Annotated in this window: 21 protein-coding genes, 1 tRNA gene and 2 pseudogenes; 16 read left to right on the forward strand and 8 right to left on the reverse strand. The window is 48.6% G+C overall.

Annotated features, from left to right (window positions below; all coding sequences use genetic code 11):
• Nucleotide 1 precedes the first annotated feature (1 nt).
• The 3 genes and pseudogenes from fliR (at nt 2) to flhA (ending at nt 3,990) form a co-directional block, all read left to right on the forward strand.
• Complete coding sequence (gene fliR, locus OGV57_RS16500; protein WP_003843839.1) at nt 2-784, forward strand: flagellar biosynthetic protein FliR; 783 nt, start codon at nt 2-4, stop codon at nt 782-784.
• Nucleotides 774-1,913: pseudogene (gene flhB / locus OGV57_RS16505) on the forward strand (flagellar biosynthesis protein FlhB). Before fliR ends, flhB begins: the two are co-directional and overlap by 11 nt.
• Nucleotides 1,897-3,990, forward strand: a complete 2,094-nt coding sequence (flhA, locus tag OGV57_RS16510) for a flagellar biosynthesis protein FlhA (protein WP_003838865.1) — start codon at nt 1,897-1,899, stop codon at nt 3,988-3,990. The pseudogene flhB and the gene flhA overlap by 17 nt, the downstream one beginning before the upstream one ends.
• A 37-nt stretch (nt 3,991-4,027) precedes the next feature.
• Here the strand turns inward: flhA and OGV57_RS16515 are convergent, their stop codons facing one another.
• The gene (locus OGV57_RS16515) at nt 4,028-4,789 is read right to left on the reverse strand and encodes a C40 family peptidase (protein WP_049016133.1); all 762 of its coding nucleotides are present in this window, start codon (nt 4,787-4,789) and stop codon (nt 4,028-4,030) included.
• A gap of 349 nt (nt 4,790-5,138) precedes the next feature.
• Here OGV57_RS16515 and dpaA point away from each other — a divergent pair, with 349 nt between their 5' ends.
• Nucleotides 5,139-5,879: a peptidoglycan meso-diaminopimelic acid protein amidase gene (dpaA, locus tag OGV57_RS16520; protein WP_054528095.1), complete on the forward strand. Its 741-nt coding sequence runs from the start codon at nt 5,139-5,141 to the stop codon at nt 5,877-5,879.
• On the opposite strand, the gene OGV57_RS16525 is transcribed toward dpaA, so the two are convergent.
• Both OGV57_RS16525 and lpcA read right to left on the reverse strand, forming a co-directional pair.
• Entirely contained in the window at nt 5,850-6,617 is a 768-nt protein-coding gene (locus OGV57_RS16525) for a class II glutamine amidotransferase (RefSeq protein WP_003031388.1), read from the reverse strand. The two genes, dpaA and OGV57_RS16525, sit on opposite strands and share 30 nt — an antisense overlap.
• 111 nt (nt 6,618-6,728) lie before the next feature.
• Entirely contained in the window at nt 6,729-7,310 is a 582-nt protein-coding gene (lpcA, locus tag OGV57_RS16530) for a D-sedoheptulose 7-phosphate isomerase (protein ID WP_003031390.1), read from the reverse strand.
• Nucleotides 7,311-7,549: 239 nt separating this feature from the next.
• On the opposite strand from lpcA, the gene fadE reads away from it, so the two are divergent.
• From fadE to OGV57_RS16570, 9 genes and pseudogenes are all read left to right on the forward strand, one after another.
• Complete coding sequence (gene fadE, locus OGV57_RS16535; RefSeq protein WP_003031392.1) at nt 7,550-9,994, forward strand: acyl-CoA dehydrogenase FadE; 2,445 nt, start codon at nt 7,550-7,552, stop codon at nt 9,992-9,994.
• Nucleotides 9,995-10,104: 110 nt separating this feature from the next.
• Entirely contained in the window at nt 10,105-10,872 is a 768-nt protein-coding gene (locus OGV57_RS16540) for an amidohydrolase (protein WP_054528094.1), read from the forward strand.
• 179 nt (nt 10,873-11,051) lie between these two features.
• Nucleotides 11,052-11,462, forward strand: coding sequence for a Spy/CpxP family protein refolding chaperone (locus OGV57_RS16545; protein ID WP_003838871.1), 411 nt, complete (start codon nt 11,052-11,054; stop codon nt 11,460-11,462).
• A gap of 288 nt (nt 11,463-11,750) precedes the next feature.
• Nucleotides 11,751-12,575 carry a PRD domain-containing protein gene (locus OGV57_RS16550; protein ID WP_032937063.1) on the forward strand — a complete coding sequence of 275 codons (825 nt, stop codon included), beginning with the start codon at nt 11,751-11,753 and terminating at the stop codon, nt 12,573-12,575.
• Nucleotides 12,576-12,606: 31 nt separating this feature from the next.
• Nucleotides 12,607-13,879: pseudogene (locus tag OGV57_RS16555) on the forward strand (PTS transporter subunit EIIC); the annotation flags it as partial.
• Nucleotides 13,879-14,193: a PTS sugar transporter subunit IIB gene (locus tag OGV57_RS23825; protein ID WP_372703404.1), complete on the forward strand. Its 315-nt coding sequence runs from the start codon at nt 13,879-13,881 to the stop codon at nt 14,191-14,193. The pseudogene OGV57_RS16555 and the gene OGV57_RS23825, both read left to right, overlap by 1 nt.
• On the forward strand, nt 14,193-15,377 hold the full coding sequence (locus OGV57_RS16560; RefSeq protein WP_016149588.1) for a MalY/PatB family protein: 1,185 nt from the start codon (nt 14,193-14,195) through the stop codon (nt 15,375-15,377). The genes OGV57_RS23825 and OGV57_RS16560 overlap by 1 nt, the downstream gene beginning before the upstream one ends.
• Nucleotides 15,370-15,966 carry a KpsF/GutQ family sugar-phosphate isomerase gene (locus tag OGV57_RS16565; protein WP_032937066.1) on the forward strand — a complete coding sequence of 199 codons (597 nt, stop codon included), beginning with the start codon at nt 15,370-15,372 and terminating at the stop codon, nt 15,964-15,966. The genes OGV57_RS16560 and OGV57_RS16565 overlap by 8 nt, the downstream gene beginning before the upstream one ends.
• A gap of 73 nt (nt 15,967-16,039) precedes the next feature.
• Complete coding sequence (locus OGV57_RS16570; RefSeq protein WP_054528093.1) at nt 16,040-16,990, forward strand: phosphoglycerate dehydrogenase; 951 nt, start codon at nt 16,040-16,042, stop codon at nt 16,988-16,990.
• 49 nt (nt 16,991-17,039) lie between these two features.
• Here the strand turns inward: OGV57_RS16570 and OGV57_RS16575 are convergent.
• Nucleotides 17,040-17,116: transfer RNA gene (locus tag OGV57_RS16575), tRNA-Asp, on the reverse strand.
• A gap of 134 nt (nt 17,117-17,250) precedes the next feature.
• Nucleotides 17,251-17,979: a DNA polymerase III subunit epsilon gene (gene dnaQ / locus OGV57_RS16580; protein ID WP_003031410.1), complete on the reverse strand. Its 729-nt coding sequence runs from the start codon at nt 17,977-17,979 to the stop codon at nt 17,251-17,253.
• Between the two features lie 64 nt (nt 17,980-18,043).
• Here dnaQ and rnhA point away from each other — a divergent pair, with 64 nt between their 5' ends.
• Entirely contained in the window at nt 18,044-18,511 is a 468-nt protein-coding gene (gene rnhA, locus OGV57_RS16585; protein WP_003838896.1) for a ribonuclease HI, read from the forward strand.
• Here rnhA and OGV57_RS16590 read toward each other — a convergent pair.
• A complete protein-coding gene (locus OGV57_RS16590) occupies nt 18,508-19,230 on the reverse strand; it encodes a class I SAM-dependent methyltransferase (protein ID WP_054528092.1) in 723 nt (240 codons plus the stop codon). The genes rnhA and OGV57_RS16590 overlap by 4 nt on opposite strands.
• 33 nt (nt 19,231-19,263) lie before the next feature.
• Between OGV57_RS16590 and gloB the strand changes: the two genes are divergently transcribed.
• Complete coding sequence (gloB, locus tag OGV57_RS16595) at nt 19,264-20,019, forward strand: hydroxyacylglutathione hydrolase (RefSeq protein ID WP_286531431.1); 756 nt, start codon at nt 19,264-19,266, stop codon at nt 20,017-20,019.
• A gap of 71 nt (nt 20,020-20,090) precedes the next feature.
• Nucleotides 20,091-21,449, forward strand: coding sequence for a murein transglycosylase D (gene mltD, locus OGV57_RS16600; RefSeq protein WP_003031421.1), 1,359 nt, complete (start codon nt 20,091-20,093; stop codon nt 21,447-21,449).
• A gap of 49 nt (nt 21,450-21,498) precedes the next feature.
• Here mltD and OGV57_RS16605 read toward each other — a convergent pair whose 3' ends face one another.
• Nucleotides 21,499-22,269 (reverse strand): class I SAM-dependent methyltransferase, encoded by a 771-nt coding sequence (locus OGV57_RS16605; protein WP_048216822.1) that lies wholly within the window; start codon nt 22,267-22,269, stop codon nt 21,499-21,501.
• Between the two features lie 76 nt (nt 22,270-22,345).
• Entirely contained in the window at nt 22,346-23,146 is an 801-nt protein-coding gene (locus OGV57_RS16610) for an endonuclease/exonuclease/phosphatase family protein (RefSeq protein WP_054528090.1), read from the reverse strand.
• Nucleotides 23,147-23,251: the final 105 nt, after the last annotated feature.

The following is a 23,251-nucleotide window of genomic DNA, read 5'->3' on the forward strand; positions in this document are numbered from 1 at the left end:
CATGCGCGAAACCGATATTACACAGTTAAGTAATCTGATACTGGGAATGTGGTTTCCCTTCGTACGCATTATGGCGTTTATTCACTACGCACCAGTACTGGATAATGCCGCGCTGACCATACGTATACGCATTATTTTGTCACTGGCGTTGGCCTTTATCATTACGCCGCTTATCCCCCACCCGGTGCCCACCAGCCTGCTGTCGATGAACAGTATTATTTTGACCACGGAGCAGTTTCTGTGGGGAATGCTTTTCGGCCTGATGCTGCAGTTTTTATTTTTAGCGCTACAACTGGCGGGCCAAATCCTCTCTTTTAATATGGGGATGAGCATGGCGGTGATGAACGACCCCAGCAGCGGCGCGTCAACGACGGTACTGGCGGAAATGATCAACATCTACGCGGTGATACTGTTTTTTGCCATGGACGGGCATCTGCTGCTGGTGAGCATTTTATTCAAAGGCTTTACTTACTGGCCGATTGGCAATGCGTTGCATCCGCAATCTCTGCGCACGATTTCTCTGGCGCTGGGCTGGGTATTCGCTGCCGCCACGCTGCTGGCGCTGCCGACAACCTTTATCATGCTGATTGTTCAGGGCTGCTTTGGTCTGCTAAACCGTATTGCGCCGCCGCTCAATCTGTACTCATTAGGTTTTCCCATTAACATGCTGGCGGGCCTGATCTGCTTTGCGACTCTGCTTTACAACCTGCCCGACCACTATTTGCACCTGGCGAATTTCGTCTTACAGCAGCTTGACGCGCTGAAGGGGCACTATGGCGGATAACAGTAGCGAAGAAAAAACAGAAAAACCCTCGGCGCAAAAACTTCGCAAGGCCAGACAAGAGGGACAAATACCGCGTTCAAAAGATATGGGGCTTGCCGCCAGTCTGTTTGCCGCGTTTATGGTGATCTCCAGCAGCTTTCCCTGGTACGAAGATTTCGTGCGTGAAAGCTTTATCAGCGTGCATCAGTACGCGCAGAACATTAATGACCCGGACATCATCGGTCAGTTCCTTGAACACCATCTGCTGATTCTGGGGAAATTCATCCTGACGCTGTTACCCATGCCGGTTGCCGCGCTGTTTGCCTCACTGGTTCCGGGAGGCTGGCTATTCCTGCCGAAGAAAATTTTGCCGGACTTTAGCAAATTAAGCCCGATAAAAGGGATTGGTCGCCTGTTTTCCACCGATCATCTGGTGGATACCGGCAAGATGACGCTCAAAGCGATAGTGCTGCTGGTGATGCTATGGATCAGCGTACGCAATAACGTTGCCGCGTTTCTCGGCTTACAAGAGCTTCATTTCAAACAGTCCATCAGCGATGGTCTGGCGCTGTACAGCAGCATCATGCGCAACTTTGTCATCCTGTTTGTTTTCTTTGCGGTGATCGATGTCCCTCTGGCGAAAAAAATGTTCACCAAAGGGCTGAAGATGACGAAACAGGAAGTGAAAGAAGAGTATAAAAATCAAGAAGGTAAACCCGAGGTTAAGGCCAGGATCCGTCGCCTGCAACGGCAAATGGCGATGGGGCAAATTCGCAAAGTTGTGCCAAAAGCCGATGTGGTGATCACCAACCCAACCCACTATGCCGTGGCGCTACAGTACGACCAGTCACGCGCCGCAGCGCCTTTCGTGGTTGCCAAAGGCACCGATGAAATCGCGCTGTATATCAGGCAGGTAGCGGCAGAAAGCAATATTGAAATCGTTGAGTTTCCTAAGCTGGCACGCTCCGTTTATTACACCACCCAGGTGAATCAACAGATCCCATTTCAACTGTATCGGGCGATTGCACACGTCCTGACCTATGTACTGCAAATGAAACACTGACGTGATGGTTCCCAAACCCGCCCTTCTCTGAACAGACATATTTCCATTCCAAAAGAGGTTCTTAAACTGGATGCCGAAAACAACTAAACAATTCCTCGCGCTGCTGCGTAACGGTAACATCGGCATTCCGCTGGTCATACTGTGTATCCTGGCGATGGTGATCCTGCCGTTACCACCGGCCCTGCTGGATATTCTGTTCACCTTTAACATCGTGCTGGCGGTGATGGTGCTGCTGGTGGCCGTTTCCGCAAAACGCCCGCTCGAATTCAGCTTGTTCCCGACCATTTTGCTGATCACCACCTTAATGCGCTTGACCCTGAACGTGGCGTCAACACGCGTGGTGTTACTGCATGGGCATATGGGCGCAGGCGCTGCCGGTAAGGTGATTGAGTCTTTCGGTCAGGTGGTGATCGGCGGTAACTTTGTCGTCGGTTTTGTGGTGTTCATCATTCTGATGATCATTAACTTTATCGTGGTGACCAAAGGTGCGGAGCGTATCTCCGAAGTTTCTGCCCGCTTTACGCTGGACGCCATGCCCGGTAAGCAGATGGCGATCGACGCCGATCTGAACGCAGGACTGATTAATCAGGCGCAGGCGCAAGCGCGACGTAAAGACGTAGCGGGCGAAGCGGATTTCTATGGCGCGATGGATGGTGCGTCAAAGTTCGTGCGCGGCGATGCCATCGCCGGGATGATGATCCTGGCTATCAACCTGATCGGCGGCGTCTGTATCGGGATCTTTAAATACGATTTAAGCGCCGAAGCCGCCTTCCAGCAATACGTACTGATGACCATCGGTGACGGCCTGGTCGCCCAGATCCCTTCTCTGCTGTTGTCGACAGCAGCAGCGATCATCGTCACCCGCGTAAGCGACAGCGGCGATATTGCCACGGACGTACGTAGCCAACTGCTGGCCAGCCCCTCCGTGCTGTATACCGCCACCAGCATTATGTTTGTGCTGGCAGTGGTGCCGGGGATGCCGCATTTCCCCTTCCTGATTTTCAGCGCCCTGCTGGGATTCACCGCCTGGCGCATGAGCAAGCGACCGAAGGTGGCTGAGACCGACGAGAAAAATCTCGAAACGCTGACCAAAACCATCGCTGAAACCACCGAGCAGCAGGTCAGTTGGGAAACCATCCCCTTAATAGAACCTATCAGCCTAAGCCTGGGATATAAGCTGGTGTCGTTGGTCGATAAATCCAAAGGGAATCCGCTCACTCAACGCATTCGCGGTGTGCGACAGGTGATCTCAGACACGAACGGCGTACTGCTGCCGGAAATTCGCATCCGCGAAAACTTCCGCCTTAAACCAACCCAGTACGCCATTTTTATCAATGGGATCAAGGCCGATGAAGCCGATATTCCCGCAGATAAGCTGATGGCGCTGCCCTCCAGTGAAACCTATGGCGAGATCGACGGTGTTTTAGGCCACGATCCAGCCTATGGTATGCCGGTCACCTGGATTGTTCCGGCGCAAAAAGCTAAAGCGTTAAATATGGGGTACCAGGTTATTGATAGTGCCAGCGTCATTGCGACGCATGTGAATAAGATCATTCGTAACTATATTCCAGAGCTGTTTAATTACGATGATATTACGCAGTTGCATAACCGCCTCTCTTCTATGGCGCCACGTCTGGCGGAAGATTTGAGCGCAGCGCTGAATTACAGCCAGCTCTTGAAAGTGTACCGGGCGCTGCTTATCGAAGGTGTGTCATTGCGCGATATCGTCACCATAGCCACCGTACTTGTCGCCAGTAGCACCGTGACCAAAGATCATATTTTGTTAACGGCAGATGTGCGTCTGGCGCTACGTCGCAGCATTACCCACCCGTTTGTGCGCAAAGATGAGCTGGCCGTATATACGCTGAACAGTGAACTGGAGAATCTGCTGGCGAATGTGGTGAATCAGGCTCAGCAAAGTGGAAAAGTGGTGCTGGATAGCGTGCCGGTCGATCCCAATATGCTGAATCAGTTTCAGACCAATATGCCGCAGATAAAAGAACAGATGAAAGCGGCGGGGAAAGAGCCTGTGCTGCTGGTCGCACCGCAGTTACGTCCTTTGCTCGCGCGCTATGCGCGCCTGTTTGCCCCGGGCCTACAGGTGTTGTCTTATAACGAAGTTCCGGATGAACTGGAATTAAAGATCATGGGGGCGTTAAGTTAACGCCTGCCGAGGCGGTGTCATTACACCGCCTTTTTGATTACAGAATCGTATTTTCCGTAAGAATACGACGAGCGCCTAGATAATGATCCTGCCAGAAGTCATCGGATAAATTGCTCACCCGAATTGTTTCTCCTGTCCGTGGTGATTCAATAAATTGTCCCTGCCCCAAATAGACGCCCATATGATCGGCAATATCCCGGCTGTGAATATGAAAGAACACTAAATCACCACGGCGAAGATCGCGGTTAGCGACAATAGTAGCCCGTCGATAGTGATACATTTCATTCGCTGTCCGGGGCAATTTTGCCGCCAGGATTTTGTTGTAGGCATAAAAAATCAGCCCGCTACAGTCAAACCCTTCGTCCGGATCGGTACCGCCCCACAAATAGGGTTTACCGAGCTGTTGCTCAAGTCGGTGGATGGCCACTTCAGTGATATTGTGTAGATGATCGCTACTGAGAAAATGATCATTCTCAGCCAGTTCCTGCCAGCGATGGTCGCTGGCTTTTAGTGGGCCAGGGAACCACTCCGGGTGCTGTTTAATCAGCGCCCGGTTCTGCTGGCGCAGCGCGCTTTTACTTTCTGCGTTGCCTTCCACCACGTAGCTTGCCTGCTTTTTTACCTGTGCGTGATACTGCTTCAGCAGCCGGGCACGATTACGCATGCGAATTTGCGCCGCATAGCTTACATGGGCGTCAGATAAGAGGGGCTGAACTTTGGCGACAGACGGTGAGGACAATACAACACACAAAGACAGCAGACCCGGCAAAAAGCGTCGGGGTGCAGAGACAAAAAACATGAAAAGAAGAATACCTGGTCAAACACGTTCGCCGCAGTCTACCGCTATTGCCCATCATTCCTTTTTAATATTCGATTATTAAATAATTAATTTTTTAAATTCAATAGAATAGACATTCTTCACTAATAAGACGAAATGCAGTGTGCTAACCAGCAAAACAAGCCAGTGTCTGACTGCCTTTAAGCACAATTTTCCGTATAAAGGAAAACTAAAGTGTAAACGCCGCACGAGAGACTTGCGAAAAACTCTCTTGGTGCTAATGTGAGCGCTCCAGATCCAGATTTATCCGATTTGGGGACTCTTTTTGCCGTCCTGGCGTGTGTAATCGTTTTATCAAGGAATAAGCAGTATGCGTAAAATCGCATTTTTTCTTGCGATGCTTTTATTGCCGTGCGTTTCATTTGCCGGTTTGCTGAGCAGCAGCAGCCCGACTACGCCTGTCAGCAAAGAATATAAGCAGCAATTAATGGGCTCCCCCGTTTATATCCAGATCTTCAAAGAAGAGCGAACGTTGGATCTGTACGTCAAGATGGGCGAACAGTATCAATTGCTCGACAGTTATAAGATCTGTAATTATTCCGGTGGCTTAGGGCCGAAACAGCGTCAGGGTGATTTCAAAAGTCCGGAAGGATTTTACAGCGTTCAGCGTGGACAGCTGAAACCGGATAGCCGCTTCTATAAAGCGATTAACATTGGTTTCCCTAATGCCTACGATCGCGCACACGGTTATGAAGGTAAATACCTGATGATCCACGGCGCCTGTGTTTCCGTCGGCTGCTACGCAATGACCGACAACGGCATTGATGAGATTTTCCAGTTTGTGACCGGCGCTCTGGTGTTCGGACAATCCAGCGTACAGGTGAGCATTTACCCGTTCCGCATGACCGATGCCAACATGCAGCGCCATAAGTTTTCGTATTACAAAGATTTCTGGGCCCAGTTAAAGCCAGGATACGATTACTTTGAACAAACGCGTAAGCCACCGACCGTTTCCGTCGTCGATGGCCGTTACGTCGTCAGCAAGCCGTTGAGTCACGAAGTCGTTCAGCCGCAACTGGCATCAAACTACGCGCTCCCCGAGACAAAATAATGCCCACTCGCCTGGCATAATCTTTTGCCAGGTTTCATTGCCGGTTAACGGTTGAGTGGCAATCACGGTGACCACATCATTGGGTGTGGTCTCTGAGCTAAAATCAATCTCCACATCCTGATCCAGCAATGTCGCCACGCCAAACGGCGCACGACGCGTGATCCAAAACAAATTGGTCGAGCAGAAGGCCATCACATAACGTCCGTCAGACAACAGCATGTTGAAGACGCCCTTCTCCCGCAGTTCTCCTGCCAGCATCGCGATATATTTAAACACCGCCGTCATATTGCCAGGCGTGCGCGGATAACGCTCCGTCAGCTTGTGGAGCAGCCAGCAGAAGGCTTTTTCGCTGTCGGTTTCACCGACCGGGCGGAAATTACCGGTCTCCAGTGATTTATAACCGCTGAGTTGCCCGTTATGGGCATACGTCCAGTTACGTCCCCATAGTTCACGGGTAAATGGATGGGTATTTTCCAGCGCAACTTCTCCACGATTCGCCTGACGAATATGGGCAATCACGGAACAGGATTTGATGGGATAGTCTTGCACCAGTTTGGCGATAGGCGAATTAAAGCTGGGTTGCGGATCTTTAAACGTACGGCAGCCCTTACCTTCATAAAACGTAATACCCCAGCCGTCTTTGTGCGGCCCGGTACCTCCGCCGCGCTGGACCAGCCCGGTGAAGCTAAAGCAGATATCGGTTGGCACATTGGCGCTCATCCCGAGCAGTTCGCACATACATCACCTACCTTAAAACCGTGAACTGCCTGATGGCGCTGCGCTTATCAGGCCTACATGGCGCTCATGTAGGCCGGATAAGGCTTCAGCCACCATCCGGCAATCGTCTTCTTATGGTTTAACCATCTCTTTTTCGATCAACTGGATCAGGATATGGATCACTTTGATATGAATTTCCTGAATACGATCAGCGTAGCCAAAGTGCGGCACGCGAATTTCGATATCCGCGCTGCCCGCCATTTTGCCGCCATCTTTACCGGTCAGGGTGATAACTTTCATCCCTTTCTCACGCGCTGCGGCAATCGCTTTAATTACGTTACCGGAATTACCCGAAGTCGAGATGCCTAACAGGACATCTCCCTCACGACCCACGGCTTCTACGTAGCGAGAGAACACATAATCGTAACCGAAATCGTTGCTGACGCAGGAGATATGGCTGACGTCAGAGATAGCGATAGCAGGGTAACCAGGACGGTTTTCACGATAGCGTCCGGTCAGCTCTTCGGCAAAGTGCATCGCGTCGCAATGGGAACCGCCGTTACCGCAAGAAAGTACCTTACCGCCGGCTTTAAAGCTGTCTGCCAACAGGACCGCCGCGCGCTGAATGGCGTGAATATTGGCGTCATCTTTAAGAAAATTAGCCAGCGTTTCCGCCGCTTCGCTCAGTTCGTTACGAATAAGATCCTGGTACATGAGGATATCCTTCAGCATGAATGTAAATGACAAGGTGCAGTGTACCGGATAGCGCTACCAGCGAGAAGTACAAGCCACAGGAATGGCTACGGCTTTTGATTTTTTGTGCCGGTTAAAACAGCAACAATGTGAGCTTTGTTGTAATTATTTTGTAAACACATTGCTAAAAGAATTTACATCCACTACAACCATATCATCACAAGTGGTCAGACCTCCTACAAGCAAGGGAGCTTTTCGTTATGATGATTTTGAGTATTATCGCTACGGTTGTTCTGCTCAGCGTTCTGTTTTATCACCGCGTGAGCTTATTCCTCAGCAGCTTAATTTTGCTCGCCTGGACGGCCGCGCTTGGCGTGGCTGGCCTGTGGTCAGTCTGGCTGCTGGTTCCTCTGGCCATTATTCTCGTACCGTTTAACTTTACGCCGATGCGCAAATCTATGATCTCTGCACCGGTGTTCCGCGGTTTCCGTAAAGTCATGCCGCCGATGTCGCGTACTGAGAAAGAAGCGATTGATGCCGGTACGACCTGGTGGGAAGGAGATCTGTTCCAGGGCAAGCCTGACTGGAAAAAACTGCATAACTATCCTCAGCCGCATCTGACTGCTGAAGAGCAAGCGTTTATTGATGGTCCCGTGGAAGAAGCGTGCCGCATGGCGAACGACTTCCAGATCACTCACGAACTCGCGGATCTGCCGCCGGAACTGTGGGCATATCTGAAAGAACACCGCTTCTTCGCGATGATCATTAAGAAAGAGTACGGCGGGCTGGAATTCTCAGCATATGCTCAGGCTCGCGTTCTACAGAAACTCTCCGGCGTTTCTGGGATCCTGGCGATCACCGTTGGCGTGCCTAACTCATTAGGCCCAGGCGAACTGCTGCAACATTACGGCACCGAAGAGCAGAAAAATCATTACCTGCCGCGTCTGGCTCGCGGTCAGGAGATCCCATGCTTTGCTCTGACCAGCCCGGAAGCCGGCTCCGACGCAGGCGCGATCCCTGATACCGGCGTAGTTTGTATGGGCGACTGGCAGGGCCAGCAGGTGCTGGGTATGCGCCTGACCTGGAACAAACGCTATATCACGCTGGCGCCTATCGCTACCGTGCTGGGTCTGGCATTTAAACTCTCCGACCCGGAAAAACTGCTGGGTGGCGAAGAAGATCTTGGCATTACCTGTGCGCTGATCCCAACCTCAACGCCAGGTGTACAAATTGGGCGTCGTCACTTCCCGCTGAACGTGCCGTTCCAGAACGGTCCGACACTGGGCAAAGATGTGTTTGTACCAATTGATTACATCATCGGTGGTCCGAAAATGGCCGGTCAGGGCTGGCGCATGCTGGTGGAATGCCTGTCTGTGGGACGTGGTATTACCCTGCCATCTAACTCGACGGGCGGCGTGAAATCGGTCGCGATGGCCACCGGCGCGTATGCGCACATTCGTCGCCAGTTCAAAATCTCTATCGGCAAGATGGAAGGTATTGAAGAGCCGTTGGCACGTATTGCCGGTAACGCCTACGTGATGGACGCTGCGGCATCACTGATTACCTACGGCATTATGCTGGGTGAAAAACCGGCGGTGTTGTCGGCCATCGTGAAATATCACTGTACCCACCGCGGGCAGCAGTCAATCATCGATGCGATGGATATCACTGGCGGTAAAGGCATTATGCTTGGCGAAAGCAACTTCCTCGCCCGTGCTTATCAAGGTGCGCCAATCGCTATTACCGTTGAAGGTGCCAACATTCTGACCCGTAGCATGATGATCTTCGGTCAGGGTGCGATTCGCTGCCATCCGTATGTTCTGGAAGAGATGGCTGCGGCACAGAGTAACGATGTGAATGCGTTCGACAAGCTGCTGTTCAAACACATCGGTCACGTCGGCAGTAACAAAGTGCGTAGCTTCTGGCTTGGCCTGACGCGTGGTTTAACCAGCAGCACGCCAACTGGCGATGCGACCAAACGTTACTACCAGCACCTGAACCGTCTGAGCGCCAACCTGGCCCTGCTTTCAGATGTGTCGATGGCTGTACTGGGCGGTAGTCTGAAGCGTCGTGAACGTATCTCCGCACGTCTGGGCGATGTGTTAAGTCAGCTGTATCTGGCCTCCGCGGTGCTGAAGCGTTATGACGACGAAGGCCGTCATGAAGCGGACCTGCCGTTGGTTCACTGGGGCGTTCAGGATGCGTTGTACAAAGCGGAACAGGCGATGGACGATCTGCTGAAGAACTTCCCGAACCGTCTGGTCGCGGGCTTGCTGAATGTGGTTATCTTCCCTACCGGTCGCCACTACCATGCACCGTCTGACAAATTGGATCATAAAGTCGCGAAGATTTTGCAGGTTCCGAGCGCTACTCGTTCTCGTATTGGTCGCGGTCAATATCTGACGCCAAGCGAGCATAACCCGGTTGGTTTGCTGGAAGAGGCGCTGCTGGACGTGATTGCAGCCGACCCAATCCACCAGCGGATCTGTAAAGAGTTGGGTAAAAACCTGCCATTTACCCGTCTCGACGAACTGGCGCACAATGCGCTGGCGAAAGGGCTGATTGATAAAGATGAAGCCGCGATTCTGGTGAAAGCCGAAGCGAGCCGCCTGCGCAGTATCAACGTGGATGACTTTGAACCCGAGGAGCTGGCGACTCAGCCGGTAAAGCTGCCAGAGAAAGTGCGTAAAGTCGAAGCCGCATAACGACACTCGCACGACGTTTAGCCCCGCTTAATGCGGGGCTTTTTATTGCCACATTTTCATTAATGCTCATGCTACAGTGTCAAAATGTTGTTCAACGAGGAGCCTCGATCGTGCCTGGTTTGAAAATTACTCTGCTGCAACAACCATTGATCTGGATGGATGGCCCGGCCAACCTGCGCCATTTTGACCGACAACTGGAAACCGTCGCCGGACGTGATGTCATTGTATTGCCTGAGATGTTTACCAGCGGATTTGCCATGGAAGCGGCAAATAAATCGTTGTCGCAAGAAGAAGTTGTAAGCTGGATGCGTAGCAAAGCGCAGCAGACAAATGCCCTGATAGCAGGTAGCGCGGCGATACAGTCTGAACGGGGGCCGGTGAATCGTTTTTTGCTGGTTGAACCCGAAGGTAATGTGCATTTCTACGACAAGCGCCATCTGTTCCGCATGGCGGATGAGCACCAGCATTACCAGGCGGGTGACGCGCGCGTTATTGTTGAATGGCGCGGCTGGCGCATTCTGCCGTTGGTCTGTTATGACCTGCGTTTTCCGGTATGGTCGCGCAATCGCAACGATTACGACCTTGCGTTGTATGTTGCCAATTGGCCTGCGCCGCGTTCTCTGCACTGGCAGGTTCTGCTTGCCGCACGGGCGATTGAGAACCAGGCTTATGTAGCAGGATGTAACCGCGTGGGCACTGACGGTAACGGGCATCATTATCGCGGTGACAGCCGGGTGATTAATCCGCAGGGTGAGATTATTGCCACCGCCGAGCCGCATCAGGCCACACGCATTGACGCAGAACTGTCTCTCTCAGCGCTGCGTGAATATCGCGAGAAATTTCCCGCCTGGCAGGATGCCGACCCGTTCACGCTATAACTATCGCCTTCACTCCCGCTGCATAACGTTTTTCCGTGGCGGGATTGTTTCACTCCGTAACCAACCGCAAAACAAATTCGCGTGGCGACATGCGGTGGGCATCGTATCCTGCAAAAGATAATCACTCGTAACCAGCGAGTGACTGACAATGTTAATAATTCCCTTATCAGGATCTCGACATGAAGAACTTCTTACGCATGACTTTGCTGGCAGTTACCGTGGCTGGCGCTTCTTTTAGCACGCTTGCAGCAACCACATCTAATGTTCCGGCTCCAGCCCAGGATCCGATAGTACAACATCTTAAGTTGAGCACTGACCAGATTGCGCAGATTAAAAAACTGCACCAGCAGCTTGAAACCAACGTAAGCCAGATTTCGGTGAAGGATGTTAAAGACGGCGCGTTGATTGACGTCATCAAGTCCGGGAAGTGGGATGAAACAGCCGTCAAAAAACAGCTTTCGGCATTCAGCAACATCGAACAGCAGGCGCGTTATTATCGCGTGAAATACTATTTTGACCTGAACAAAGTGCTGACTCCAGAACAGCGCCAGCAGGTGCAAAAAGACATCGCACAGACGCTAAGCGAGTAATTGCCTACACACTGCTGAAGGAAGGACGAACAACACTATACATAGGAAAATATTATATATCCCACCCATGAATTCACCACATGAATTATTAGTGTGTTGTATGTGTGGCTGGCATCTTAAATTTGTCATGCTAATCCCAAAACAGGACATGCATCTCATTTATTTAAGATAATCCTGTGTAGGGTATACACATCAGTGAGTAATCTTGTAACTGTTAAATCAGGCAAGACAACGTTTGAAGTGATTATTACTTCTTACTTGTCTTGCCTTTTTTTTTGGAGCCATGAAATGATCATCGAAAAAGTCATGAACAATAATTGTGTGCTGGCATCGATGAATGGTCAGGAAGTCATCATTTCTGGCCCTGGCGTAGGTTACAACAGAAAAAATGGCATGTCTGTTCCACCACATCCTGCTAATCGATTTTTTTATGTCAGAAATGAAGAAAAAGGAAAATTATACAAACTGATAGAGAGAGTAGATATTGATTATATTTTTGTATCTGAAAAAATAGTCCGTTATGCGGAGATAAATCTTGACAAAAAGTTGAACCCATCGCTTTTACTCATTCTTGCCGATCACATTTCGAATGCAGTCTCTCGATGCGCTGCTGGCATCCAAATCAATAATATATTCCTTGATGAGATAAAAGCATTATACAAGTCAGAGTATGCTATTAGTCGGGATGCTTTATCCATCGTCAATGAGTATTTTAACATCCGACTTCCGGATGATGAGATTGGTTTCATCGCCCTGCATATTTTGAATAACTATGAAAACACCTCCAATTATGAATCTCTCAGGACTATAGAGTTCTCACAAAAAATCACAGATATTATTGAAAAGGTTTACGAGAAAAGAGTAGATCGCAACGCATTCAACTACTCACGTTTCATGACCCATTTAAAATATTTCTCCTGTCGGGTGCTATGCAACGAAAAGATAAAGAATAAAGATATCGGTGATATCTATGAACATTTTCTGGAGAAAGATTTAATCTTGCAACATTCTATTATAAAAATAGAAGAGTATTTAAAATCAGAGTTTAACTATGAACTGGCGATGGAAGAAAAGTTGTATCTTTCAATTCGCATTAAGGTATTGATGGACTGATTATATTTCACCTTATCACGAGACAGTTAATATGAAACAGAAAAAAGCCTGGAGTTTTTTTCAGAGCCTGGGTAAGGCATTTATGTATCCAATCGCTCTGCTAAGCGTATGCGGCATGATGTTAGGCCTGGGTAGTGGATTAGCCAGCGAGGAAATGGCCAAATTAATTCCTGTATTAGGATACCCTGTTGTTAAATCATTTTTAGATTTTATTGTTAGCCTGGGTTTATTCGCTTTTGTTAATTTACCGGTATTATTTGCAATCGCCATCCCACTGGGTCTGTTGAAAGAAAAAGAAGATAAAGCATATGGCGCATTTTCCGGTCTGGTCGGGTTTATGGCAATGCATTTGGGAACAAATTTTTATCTTAAAAGTCACGGTCTGCTCGTCCCCACAGATCAGATGTCCACACATGGACAAACTATTATTCTGGGAATTCAGTCATACAATACCAGCGTATTGGGGGGAATCGTTGCAGGGTTGATGGTATTCGCCATGTACAAACGGATCGTCAATCTGCGTATCCCAGAGTCGTTGGGATTCTATAGTGGCCCACGCCTTGTTCCTATCATTACGTTAGTTGTCATGAGTGTTTTCGGCATCATAATCCCTTTTGTCTGGCCTCCTTTCTTTAACATGTTTATGTTAATCGGCCATTGGATATCCACCTCTGGTCCGGTAGGTTATTTCTTCTATGCCGTTGCAGAGCGCGTAACGATTCCCTTCGGGCTAAATCATTTAGTCACATCTGTATTCAGATTTACGCCGATTGGCGGATCAGCAATCATCAACGGCGAGGAGTACTACGGCACTCTCAATATGTTTATGGCCTACGTCAAAGAAAACGCCGTCATTCCCTTAGACCTTGCCGGAAAAATGGAACAAGGTAAGCTCATGATCCAGTATGGTTTAGCAGGTGCGGCTCTTGCTATGTATCAGACTGCTCATGTACAAAATCGCAAGGCTATTAAAGCATTATTAATCTCTGCGGTGCTGACTGTGATTATTGGCGGTGTTAGCGAACCGATTGAATTTTTATTCCTGTTTGTCAGTCCTGTCTTATTTGTATTCCATGCCTTTATGAATGGCTTCGCAAATATGTTTTTACCGTATCTCGGCGTGAAAATGGGATTCACCGGCGATTTGATTCAGTTTATAAGCTTTGGCGTATTACGGGGTGCAAGAACTGGATGGCCAGTGGCTGTTTGTGTAGAAATCGCCTACTTTTTCATTTATTACATGGTATTTAAATGGGCCATTCTAAAATACAACTTAATGACTGTTGGCAGAGAAGACAGTGACATGGTTCCATCTGCAACAACAGCTGATGTGATAACACCGACTGTCCAACCAGTGGCAAATAGAAATACAGACGCCAGCACCGCTGAGAATATGATTACGGCTCTCGGAGGAAAAGAAAACATTATCTCTCTGGATAACTGTGTTACACGTTTACGGCTAACAATCAAAGATATAGAAGCAATTGATGAAGCTGCCATTAAAAAGCAGGGAGGGATCGCAATTGTCAAACTCGATAAAAATACCTTACAGGTCATTATTGGTACAAAAGTCATCGCCTTGCGTAAAGATATGGATAAATGTATGGGGTTATGTTGATGGATATTTTTAACACGCCTATTTCGCGAAAAGGAACTTACTGCACGCAGTGGGACTTCTGCGAAGACAGATTTGGTGTACACGATATTATTCCTTTTTCCATATCTGATATGGATCTACCCATACCACAAGCAATTACCAAAGCGCTACAGAAAAGACTGGAACATCCTGTCCTCGGGTATAGTCGCTGGCAACATAGCGAATATCTCAACGCGATATGCCATTGGTATGGTCAGAAATATGATACGGTCATTGATGCTAACTGGATTACTTATAGTCCGAGTGTGATGTACTCAATCGCCAAAGCGCTAGAATTATTAACTGTACCTGAAGATAGCATTCTGACTTTCACTCCAGCATATAATGCATTCTTTGATGTTATCAAAAATAGTGGAAGAAAATTACTCACTTCAACATTGATTAAAAATGATGATGGCCGGTATGGCATAGACTGGAACGACTTCAATGCCAGAGCAAAACATGCAAAGGTAATTTTATTGTGCAATCCACATAATCCAACAGGAAAAGTATGGTCTGAGCATGAGTTAATTAAAATTTCAGAGATATGTATAAAAAATAACTGTTGGCTGTTATCCGATGAGATCCACAGTGATTTCGCTTTTAGCCATAAATTTACGTCTGCACTTAAATTGCACTACGATAAAACGGTTGTTTTTAACTCTATCTCAAAAACATTTAATGTCCCTGCTCTAACGGGCTCGTATCTTATCGCACCTGACATTATCTTTAATGAAAAATTCAGGGTGATAACTCGTTATCGGGATTTTGTGAATTCACCTTCGGTATTGAATATCATTGCCACTATCGTTGCCTACAATGAGTGTGATGTATGGTTACAACAGTTGAAGTCACACCTTCAGTCAAACATTGATTTTGCTGTTCATTATGTTCAAGAAAATCTTTCACCTCTGAAACTCAGAGAATCTGAAGGTTGCTATTTTGCATGGATAGACTGTTCACACATCAGTTGTTCATTCGAAAAATTCTACGCCATGTTAATTCATGAAGGAAAAGTGGGGATCATGGCAGGCAACGTATATGGACCAGGTGGGGAAAACTATTTACGGTTAAATCTGGCTTGCAGCAGGGAAAAACTATACCAGGGCTTATCTCGGGTGGCTTACGTTATTGATAAAATTAATCAGGAAAACAGACATGAATAATACTGAGGTCATCTCACTCATTAAAGGATTTATGCGAAATGAGCAAAAAGCAGTTGAGGAAATTATTAATGCACCGCTTTCAGAAACCGCAACTCTTGTAAAAATACTGCAATCCTGTAGCGGGAAAGTTGTCTTTATCGGCGTAGGAAAATCAGGAATTATTGCAAAAAAATTGGCAGCGACATTTGCCAGCACCGGTACCCCCTCTTTTTTTATTCATGGAACAGAAGCGGTTCATGGCGATTTGGGGATGGTTACCAGTGAAGATGTTGTTATTTTGATATCCAATAGTGGTGAGACAGCAGAACTGTTAGCTACGCTGCCAAGTCTGAAAAAAATGAAAAATTTTCTGGTCTCATTTACCCGAAGCCACAATTCGTCGCTGGCTATCTGCTGTGATTTATCGATTGAAATACCCGTAAAGAGTGAAGCCGACACCTTAGGTCTTGCTCCATCCTGCTCTTCTACGGCTGTTCTTGTCGTGGGAGATGCGGTAGCCCTCACGCTGTCAGAACTCAAGCAGTTTACCCGAACCGATTTTGGTTTATTTCATCCAGGAGGTGCTCTCGGCGTTAAAGTAAATTCATAACTTGTGTCATTTTTATTGTAACCGGTCTACGCCATCACAACCTGATGGCGTTCTCAGGTACGAGGTAACAGATATGAAAAATGTATTAATCACCGTTTCCAGTTTTTCGGCTCGTTGTGTAACCGGTTGCAAATTATTGCGCGATAACCAATATAATCTCATTTTCAAGAACAGTGTGAATCATCTTATCGCATCAGAATCAGATAAGTTGAGGGCATCTATTGATGCTGTCATTGCCGGAACGGATTGCTATGACGCCAGTGTGTTTTCTCTTCTACCAAAACTGAAAATCATCTCAAGATTTGGTACTGGCGTTGATAATATAGATACTGACGCGGCAAAAAAATCAGGCATTGTGGTTAATAATGCACGAGGCATCAATGCCAACGCTGTCGCCGAATTTATCATTGGCCTTATATTTTCTGGTCTGAGAAATATTCCCGGTAATCATATGGACATGCAAAACGGCTATTGGGGATACTCGCTGGGAAATGAATTAAATGGTAAACGGGTAGGATTATTAGGTTTTGGGAATATTGCCAAAACGTTGGTTAAGAGGTTGTCCGGCTTCGAGATTGAAATTCTCGCGTACGACAAAAAACCGGATCATGAGATAGCTGAAAAAATGGCTGTTAAGTTTGTTTCGGTTGACGACATCTTCATGCAGTCCAACGTCATTGTCGTGCTTCTCCCTTATACATCATCCTTAGAGAATTTTATCAGTCACAAATACCTTTCTATGATGAGAAATGGTGCCCTGCTCATCAATGCGGCTCGTGCGAAATTAATCGATGAACGCGCTTTGTTGCAGGTGATTGATGAAAGGAATGTGTTTTCCGCCCTCGACGTATTTCAGCATGAACCTTTGCCACAATTCAGCCCTCTGCTACATTCCAGAAATATTATCACGACCCCACACATCGCCGCTGCGACGGTTGAATCTTACCACCAGACAGGTATCCATACCGCGCGGTCAGTTATTGATTTTTTTGATGGTAAAACGATAGATAATATTTTGCAGTGATTAAAACGACGAAAGCCTGAATCATTTCTGATTCAGGCTTTCTGAATAGTGGCGGAATGGACGGGACTCGAACCCGCGACCCCCTGCGTGACAGGCAGGTATTCTAACCAACTGAACTACCACTCCGCGTTGTGTTCCGCTTGGGAACGAAGCGAATATTACGGATTGCCTCGCACCTCGTCAACGCTTTTTCTCACGTTTTTTAATCGTTTGCTGCAAAAATCACCCGAATGGCCATTTTCATACGGTAAATGTACAAACTATGCCCGCCAGAGGCAACTTCCGCCTTTCTTCTGCACCAGGTCAAGGCGTGACTCATGGGCCGCTAACTCTTCATCAGTGGCGAAAACAACACGTAGTTTGCTGGACTGGCGCACAATACGCTGGATCCCCGTGTCATTCCTCTGCTGGCTGTCGCCTTCCATTGAGAACGCCATCGTGGTCTGCCCGCCGGTCATCATCAGATAAACGTCGGCCAGAATCTGGGCATCAAGCAATGCGCCGTGCAGGGTTCGTTTACTGTTGTCTATCTCATAGCGCGAGCACAACGCATCAAGGCTGTTTCGCTTGCCAGGAAACATTTTCCTCGCCAGCGCCAGGCTATCGGTTATTTTGCAGAATTCGTTCGTCTTCGGAATATCCCGCTTGAGCTTCGCGAATTCGTAATCCATAAAACCGATATCGAACGATGCGTTATGGATGACCAGCTCCGCGCCACGAATGTAGTCGAGAAATTCGTCGGCTACATCAGCAAACGTGGGTTTATCAAGCAGGAATTCGTCTGCGATTCCGTGTACGCCGAACGCTTCCGGGTCCACCAGCCGATCCGGCTTCAGGTAAACATGGAAGTTATTGCCGGTCAGGCGGCGGTTCACCACTTCAACCGCACCGATCTCAATGATCTTGTGGCCTTCATAGTGGGCGCCAATCTGGTTCATACCGGTGGTTTCGGTATCGAGGACGATCTGTCGTGTAATTCCAGTGCTCATAACGGTCATTTATGTCAGACTTATCGTTTGATTTCGATTTGCTAAAACAGGAAGTCTACCAGAGATGCTTAAACAGGTAGAAATTTTCACCGATGGTTCTTGCCTGGGAAATCCCGGACCGGGTGGTTATGGGGCGATTTTACGCTATCGCGGGCGCGAAAAAACCTTTAGCGAAGGCTACAACCTTACAACTAATAATCGCATGGAGCTGATGGCAGCAATCGTTGCGCTGGAAGCCCTGAAAGAACAGTGTGAAGTGATACTCAGCACGGACAGCCAGTATGTGCGCCAGGGCATTACGCAGTGGATCCACAACTGGAAGAAGCGTGGCTGGAAAACAGCAGATAAAAAACCAGTGAAGAACGTCGATCTGTGGAAGCGTCTCGATGCCGCTTTAGGCCCTCATCAAATCAAATGGGAATGGGTTAAAGGCCATGCGGGCCATCCGGAAAACGAACGCTGCGATGAGCTTGCGCGCACCGCGGCCATGAGCCCGACTCAGGATGATATTGGGTATCAGACTGAGGCTTAAGCGTCCGGTTTACGGTATTGCCGGGTCGCGCCAACGGCATGACGGATAGGCGTTTTGCTTTTATTTTGTTTCATCGGGTTGAGTGTAAGCGGAATGGTTCGCTTGCGCGCAACCACCAGCTGTAAACAGCCCAGCGCGGGGATATGGGTGCTTAACATTTTCCCGCCCTTCTTATTCCAGGGCAGAACATGAAAACGACTATAGTGCAGCACTTCAAAATTCAGTAATGATAGCCAGTCCAATTGACGCATGAGGGTAAACATCCGACTGTTATAGGGCGATGTCTTACGCAATACGGGCACCAGTTTACGCAAACCCATCAGGCTTACCGGGTTAAAACCGCTCAAAATCAACCAACCGTCATCAATCAACACGCGATCGGCTTCACGCAGTAGGCGATGCGGATCGGAACACCACGGTAACGTATGGGCCAATAAACAGACATCCACGGACTTATTGGCAAAGGGAAGATGCAAAGGATCGGCCGTCACCTGCATGGGAGAACCCTGCAAAGAAACATTTACCTGATGAGAAACCGCGCACGCTTCGGAATCGATTTCTGCGCTTAAATTACCAACCTTAAGCAGATGAAAACCGTACATTTTTGCGAACCACGGGTTAAGCTGATACTCCAGCGCCTCACGATAGTGTTCGCCCCAGGGCAGATCATCCCAGCTAACGGGCGCTACGACAGTTTGAGGGATCCTTGCCGGTTTCATCACAACCTTCCGTTACGCATTTAGAGGTAATATATGAATCTTAACAGTATTCCTGCATTTCAGGACAATTACATCTGGGTCTTGTCAAATAATGACCAGCATTGTCTGATTGTGGACCCGGGTGAAGCGGCTCCTGTTCTGAAAGCCATTGCAGAGCATAACTGGGTGCCTGAAGCCATTCTGCTAACCCATCATCATCAGGATCACGTGGGCGGAGTGAAAGAACTTCTGCAGCATTTCCCACAAATAGTGGTATACGGACCGGCTGAAACGCAAGATAAGGGAACGACACACATAGTCGAAGATGGCGATATTGCACTCGTTTTGGGGCATGAATTTAGGGTAATTGCTACTCCGGGTCACACTTTAGGACATATCTGTTACTTTAGCCATCCTTACTTATTTTGTGATGACACACTCTTTTCTGGCGGTTGCGGTCGACTTTTTGAAGGCACCGCAACCCAAATGTATCAATCAGTTAAAAAACTAAACTCACTTCCTGACGACACATTGATTTGTTGCGCACATGAATACACATTAGCAAATATGAAGTTTGCTTTAAGCATTCTGCCGCACGATTCGTTCATAAATGAATATTATCGTAAAGTTAATGAGTTACGCGTAAAAAAACAAATGACACTACCCGTAATTCTGAAAAATGAGCGACGAATTAATCTTTTTTTGAGAACGGAAGATGTTGATTTAATTAATGAAATTAACAAAGAAACAATATTGCAACAACCTGAAGAGCGTTTTGCCTGGTTAAGGTCAAAGAAAGATACGTTCTGACAATTCCGGGTTGCCTTTTGAAAACTTCGCCGTTATGATCGGTCGTCTTTTAAGCAACTATTGACACACACATGAAGGCAAAAGCGATATTACTCGCCTCTGTCCTGCTTGTTGGGTGCCAGAATACTGGTAACGTCCAACAACACGCACAGAGCCTTTCTGCAGCTGGTCAAGGGGAAGCAGGAAAGTTTACAAGTCAGGCGCGATGGATGGACGACGGAACATCTATCGCTGCTGATCAAGATTTGTGGGCTTTCATTGGTGACGAGCTAAAGATGGGAATTCCGGAAAACAGCCGGATTCGCGAACAGAAACAGAAGTATTTACGCAATAAGAGCTATCTCCACGATGTAACTTTACGGGCAGAGCCGTATATGTACTGGATAGCCGGGCAAGTTAAGAAACGTAACATGCCTATGGAACTGGTACTACTACCCATAGTGGAGAGCGCTTTTGATCCTCACGCAACGTCTGGCGCCAATGCCGCAGGTATTTGGCAGATCATTCCGAGCACGGGGCGCAATTATGGTTTAAAACAGACCCGCAGTTATGATGCACGTCGCGACGTTGTGGCTTCCACCACCGCCGCGCTGGACATGATGCAGCGTCTGAACAAGATGTTTGATGGCGACTGGCTGCTGACCGTTGCTGCTTATAATAGCGGTGAAGGTCGTGTCATGAAGGCAATCAAAACGAACAAAGCTCGTGGTAAACCCACTGACTTCTGGTCGTTGCCATTGCCTCAGGAAACGAAGCTATACGTGCCCAAAATGCTGGCATTGAGCGATATACTCAAAAACAGCAAACGCTATGGCGTACGTCTGCCAACAACAGACGAAAGCCGCGCGTTGGCACGTGTTCGCCTGAGTAGCCCGGTTGAGATGGCTCAGGTTGCCGATATGGCGGGTATTTCCGTCAGCAAGCTGAAGACCTTCAATGCAGGCGTGAAAGGTTCCACGTTGGGTGCCAGCGGCCCGCAATATGTGATGGTGCCAAAGAAGCATGCTGAGAAGCTGCGTGAGTCTCTGGCTTCAGGCGAAATTGCAGCCGTGCAGTCAACGCTGGTCGCGGATAACACGCCGCTGAACAGCCGTAGCTACAAAGTTCGCTCTGGCGATACGCTTTCTGGCGTTGCTTCACGTCTTGGCGTGAGCATCAATGACCTTAAGCAGTGGAATAATCTGCGCGGGTCGTCGCTGAAAGTAGGCCAGAATCTGACGGTGGGCGCTGGTAGCAGCGCACAGCGACTGGCGAACAACAGCGATAGCATCACCTATCGTGTGCGTAAAGGCGACTCGCTCTCGAGTATTGCCAAACGCCACGGGGTTAACATCAAGGATGTGATGCGCTGGAACAGCGATACGAATAATCTACAGCCAGGCGATCAGCTAACGTTGTTTGTGAAAAACAACGACATGCCGGACTCCTGATAGCATTGTAGAAATGAAGGCACTGGTTTCCCCCCAGTGCCTTTTTTATTTATCCCGCTTTATGTGCCTCAACCATTATCGTGTCGCTGGTAAACGAGCCATCTTCCTGTAACGCAAAGTAGTCTTTCACTTGTGCAGAAGCACTTTGTTGGTAGGCACGAATCGCGTCGCTCAACGCTGCAGGCGTACGCATCCGCGCCACCCACGAACTGAATTCCAGCGCCAGACGATCGGTTAACAAGGTATCGGCAATCAGATTGGCGTCATTGATTAACAACAACCACTCTCCGCTGGAATAGTTGCGTACGTGTGAGGTATCGCGTAACGCCTCCACGGTTTGCAACCAGATATCACGTACTGGGTGGCCAGGCGACATCACATCCATCACAATCAGTACACCACCGGGCTTCAGAACGCGGTTCACTTCCCGCAGCGCGCGCCCGACATCATGCCAGTGATGCGCGGAATAGCGGCTAATCACCACATCAAATACGTTATCTTCAAATGGCAGGCTTTCAGCATACCCCTGCCGTGTGGCGATATTATCCAGACCTCGGTCTTTTGCCGCCTTAGCAACCACTTCAAGCATCTGCGACGATAAATCATAAGCCACGACCTGCTTTACGTGTTGCGCGGCCACAAAGCTGGCGTGCCCTGCTCCGCATCCCATATCCAATACGCGAGCCTGTGGAAATGCCGACAACCTTTCCCCCAGACGTTGCAAGTCACGGCCAGAGGCGTGCACCGTACTGGTTAAATAGGCATTAGCCTGAGAGCCAAACTGTTTTTCGACGTTGTCATGGTGAGAGCGTGTTGTCATTGTGTTGTCCTTCGGTTGTTGAGAAATATGAAGGGCAACCATCACAGGCCTGCCCTATGGCAGACCTGACACACCGTTATTGTTCAGGTTTGCCGGGACTGAATTCAACGAGTAGCGGGTTGTGATCGGATGCACGGGTGACCAGCACAGAGGCTTCACTCACGTTCAGACCGCGATAGAACACAAAATCGAGAGGGCGACCAAACGCACGGCGGCGCTGATCGTCAGTAAAGCGAACCTGGCGCAGCGACATTTCACGCGCAAAGCGGTACAGCGCATTCATCCGTCGACGGCTCCAGGCATTAAAATCGCCGGCCATGATCACCGGACCGCTGTGATGAGCAATCTGATCGCCAATAGGAAGTAACTGCTTACTATAGACATCAACGCCAAGGCTAAAGTTAACCGCGTGGATATTCACCACCATTAACAGCCGAGTGTCAGGCAACGGGTACACCGTCACCAGCGCCGATTTCGCCAGCCGTAAAATAGGCTCACGCTCGCGCAATGGACAGCAGTAAACAGGATGAGCAGCAGAGAGCGTCATGACGCCAGAGGGATGCTGAGGCAGCACAAAGGCCGGAACCTGATCGGCAGCAAGATAGTTAGCGGTCGCAAACTGCACCAGTTCTGGCGTGGTTTGTGCTTCCTGCAATAACACCAGATGCGCATCTTTGCCAAAATTCTTCAGCACCGACTGCCATTCTGCGCGCTGCTGTTTAAAAATATTCCATACCAGCACGCGAATGCGATCTTCACTGCTTAACGGAACGCCTGCGGGTAATGCCTGGCCAATATGCGCAAACGCCCCCGGCGGTAAAATCCGCTCGGCGGGTTGTCCGGCAACATAACGCATGGCATAGGTGTTTTTTCGCACTTTAGACTTTCAAACCTCTGTAACGTCAACCAGTCCGCAGCCGGACTGGTTCTTCTGTTATAGGGATTTTAGCACTCACTTTCAACGAACAATTGCAGTTTGTTT

The organism is Citrobacter sp. Cf087 (assembly GCF_030334285.1).
Classification (GTDB): Bacteria; Pseudomonadota; Gammaproteobacteria; order Enterobacterales; family Enterobacteriaceae; genus Citrobacter; species Citrobacter freundii.

Coding starts and splice junctions, on each gene's coding strand:
- flhA (WP_003838865.1), top strand. CDS start 1,897: ATGCCGAAAACAACTAAACAATTCCTCGCGCTGCTGCGTAACGGTAAC.
- OGV57_RS16605 (WP_048216822.1), bottom strand. CDS start 22,269: ATGACAACACGCTCTCACCATGACAACGTCGAAAAACAGTTTGGCTCT.
- OGV57_RS16550 (WP_032937063.1), top strand. CDS start 11,751: ATGATCATCGAAAAAGTCATGAACAATAATTGTGTGCTGGCATCGATG.
- OGV57_RS16515 (WP_049016133.1), bottom strand. CDS start 4,789: ATGTTTTTTGTCTCTGCACCCCGACGCTTTTTGCCGGGTCTGCTGTCT.
- fadE (WP_003031392.1), top strand. CDS start 7,550: ATGATGATTTTGAGTATTATCGCTACGGTTGTTCTGCTCAGCGTTCTG.
- OGV57_RS16570 (WP_054528093.1), top strand. CDS start 16,040: ATGAAAAATGTATTAATCACCGTTTCCAGTTTTTCGGCTCGTTGTGTA.
- fliR (WP_003843839.1), top strand. CDS start 2: ATGCGCGAAACCGATATTACACAGTTAAGTAATCTGATACTGGGAATG.
- OGV57_RS16590 (WP_054528092.1), bottom strand. CDS start 19,230: ATGAAACCGGCAAGGATCCCTCAAACTGTCGTAGCGCCCGTTAGCTGG.
- OGV57_RS16525 (WP_003031388.1), bottom strand. CDS start 6,617: ATGTGCGAACTGCTCGGGATGAGCGCCAATGTGCCAACCGATATCTGC.
- lpcA (WP_003031390.1), bottom strand. CDS start 7,310: ATGTACCAGGATCTTATTCGTAACGAACTGAGCGAAGCGGCGGAAACG.
- gloB (WP_286531431.1), top strand. CDS start 19,264: ATGAATCTTAACAGTATTCCTGCATTTCAGGACAATTACATCTGGGTC.
- OGV57_RS16565 (WP_032937066.1), top strand. CDS start 15,370: ATGAATAATACTGAGGTCATCTCACTCATTAAAGGATTTATGCGAAAT.
- dpaA (WP_054528095.1), top strand. CDS start 5,139: ATGCGTAAAATCGCATTTTTTCTTGCGATGCTTTTATTGCCGTGCGTT.
- OGV57_RS16545 (WP_003838871.1), top strand. CDS start 11,052: ATGAAGAACTTCTTACGCATGACTTTGCTGGCAGTTACCGTGGCTGGC.
- OGV57_RS23825 (WP_372703404.1), top strand. CDS start 13,879: ATGGTTCCATCTGCAACAACAGCTGATGTGATAACACCGACTGTCCAA.
- rnhA (WP_003838896.1), top strand. CDS start 18,044: ATGCTTAAACAGGTAGAAATTTTCACCGATGGTTCTTGCCTGGGAAAT.
- OGV57_RS16560 (WP_016149588.1), top strand. CDS start 14,193: ATGGATATTTTTAACACGCCTATTTCGCGAAAAGGAACTTACTGCACG.
- dnaQ (WP_003031410.1), bottom strand. CDS start 17,979: ATGAGCACTGGAATTACACGACAGATCGTCCTCGATACCGAAACCACC.
- mltD (WP_003031421.1), top strand. CDS start 20,091: ATGAAGGCAAAAGCGATATTACTCGCCTCTGTCCTGCTTGTTGGGTGC.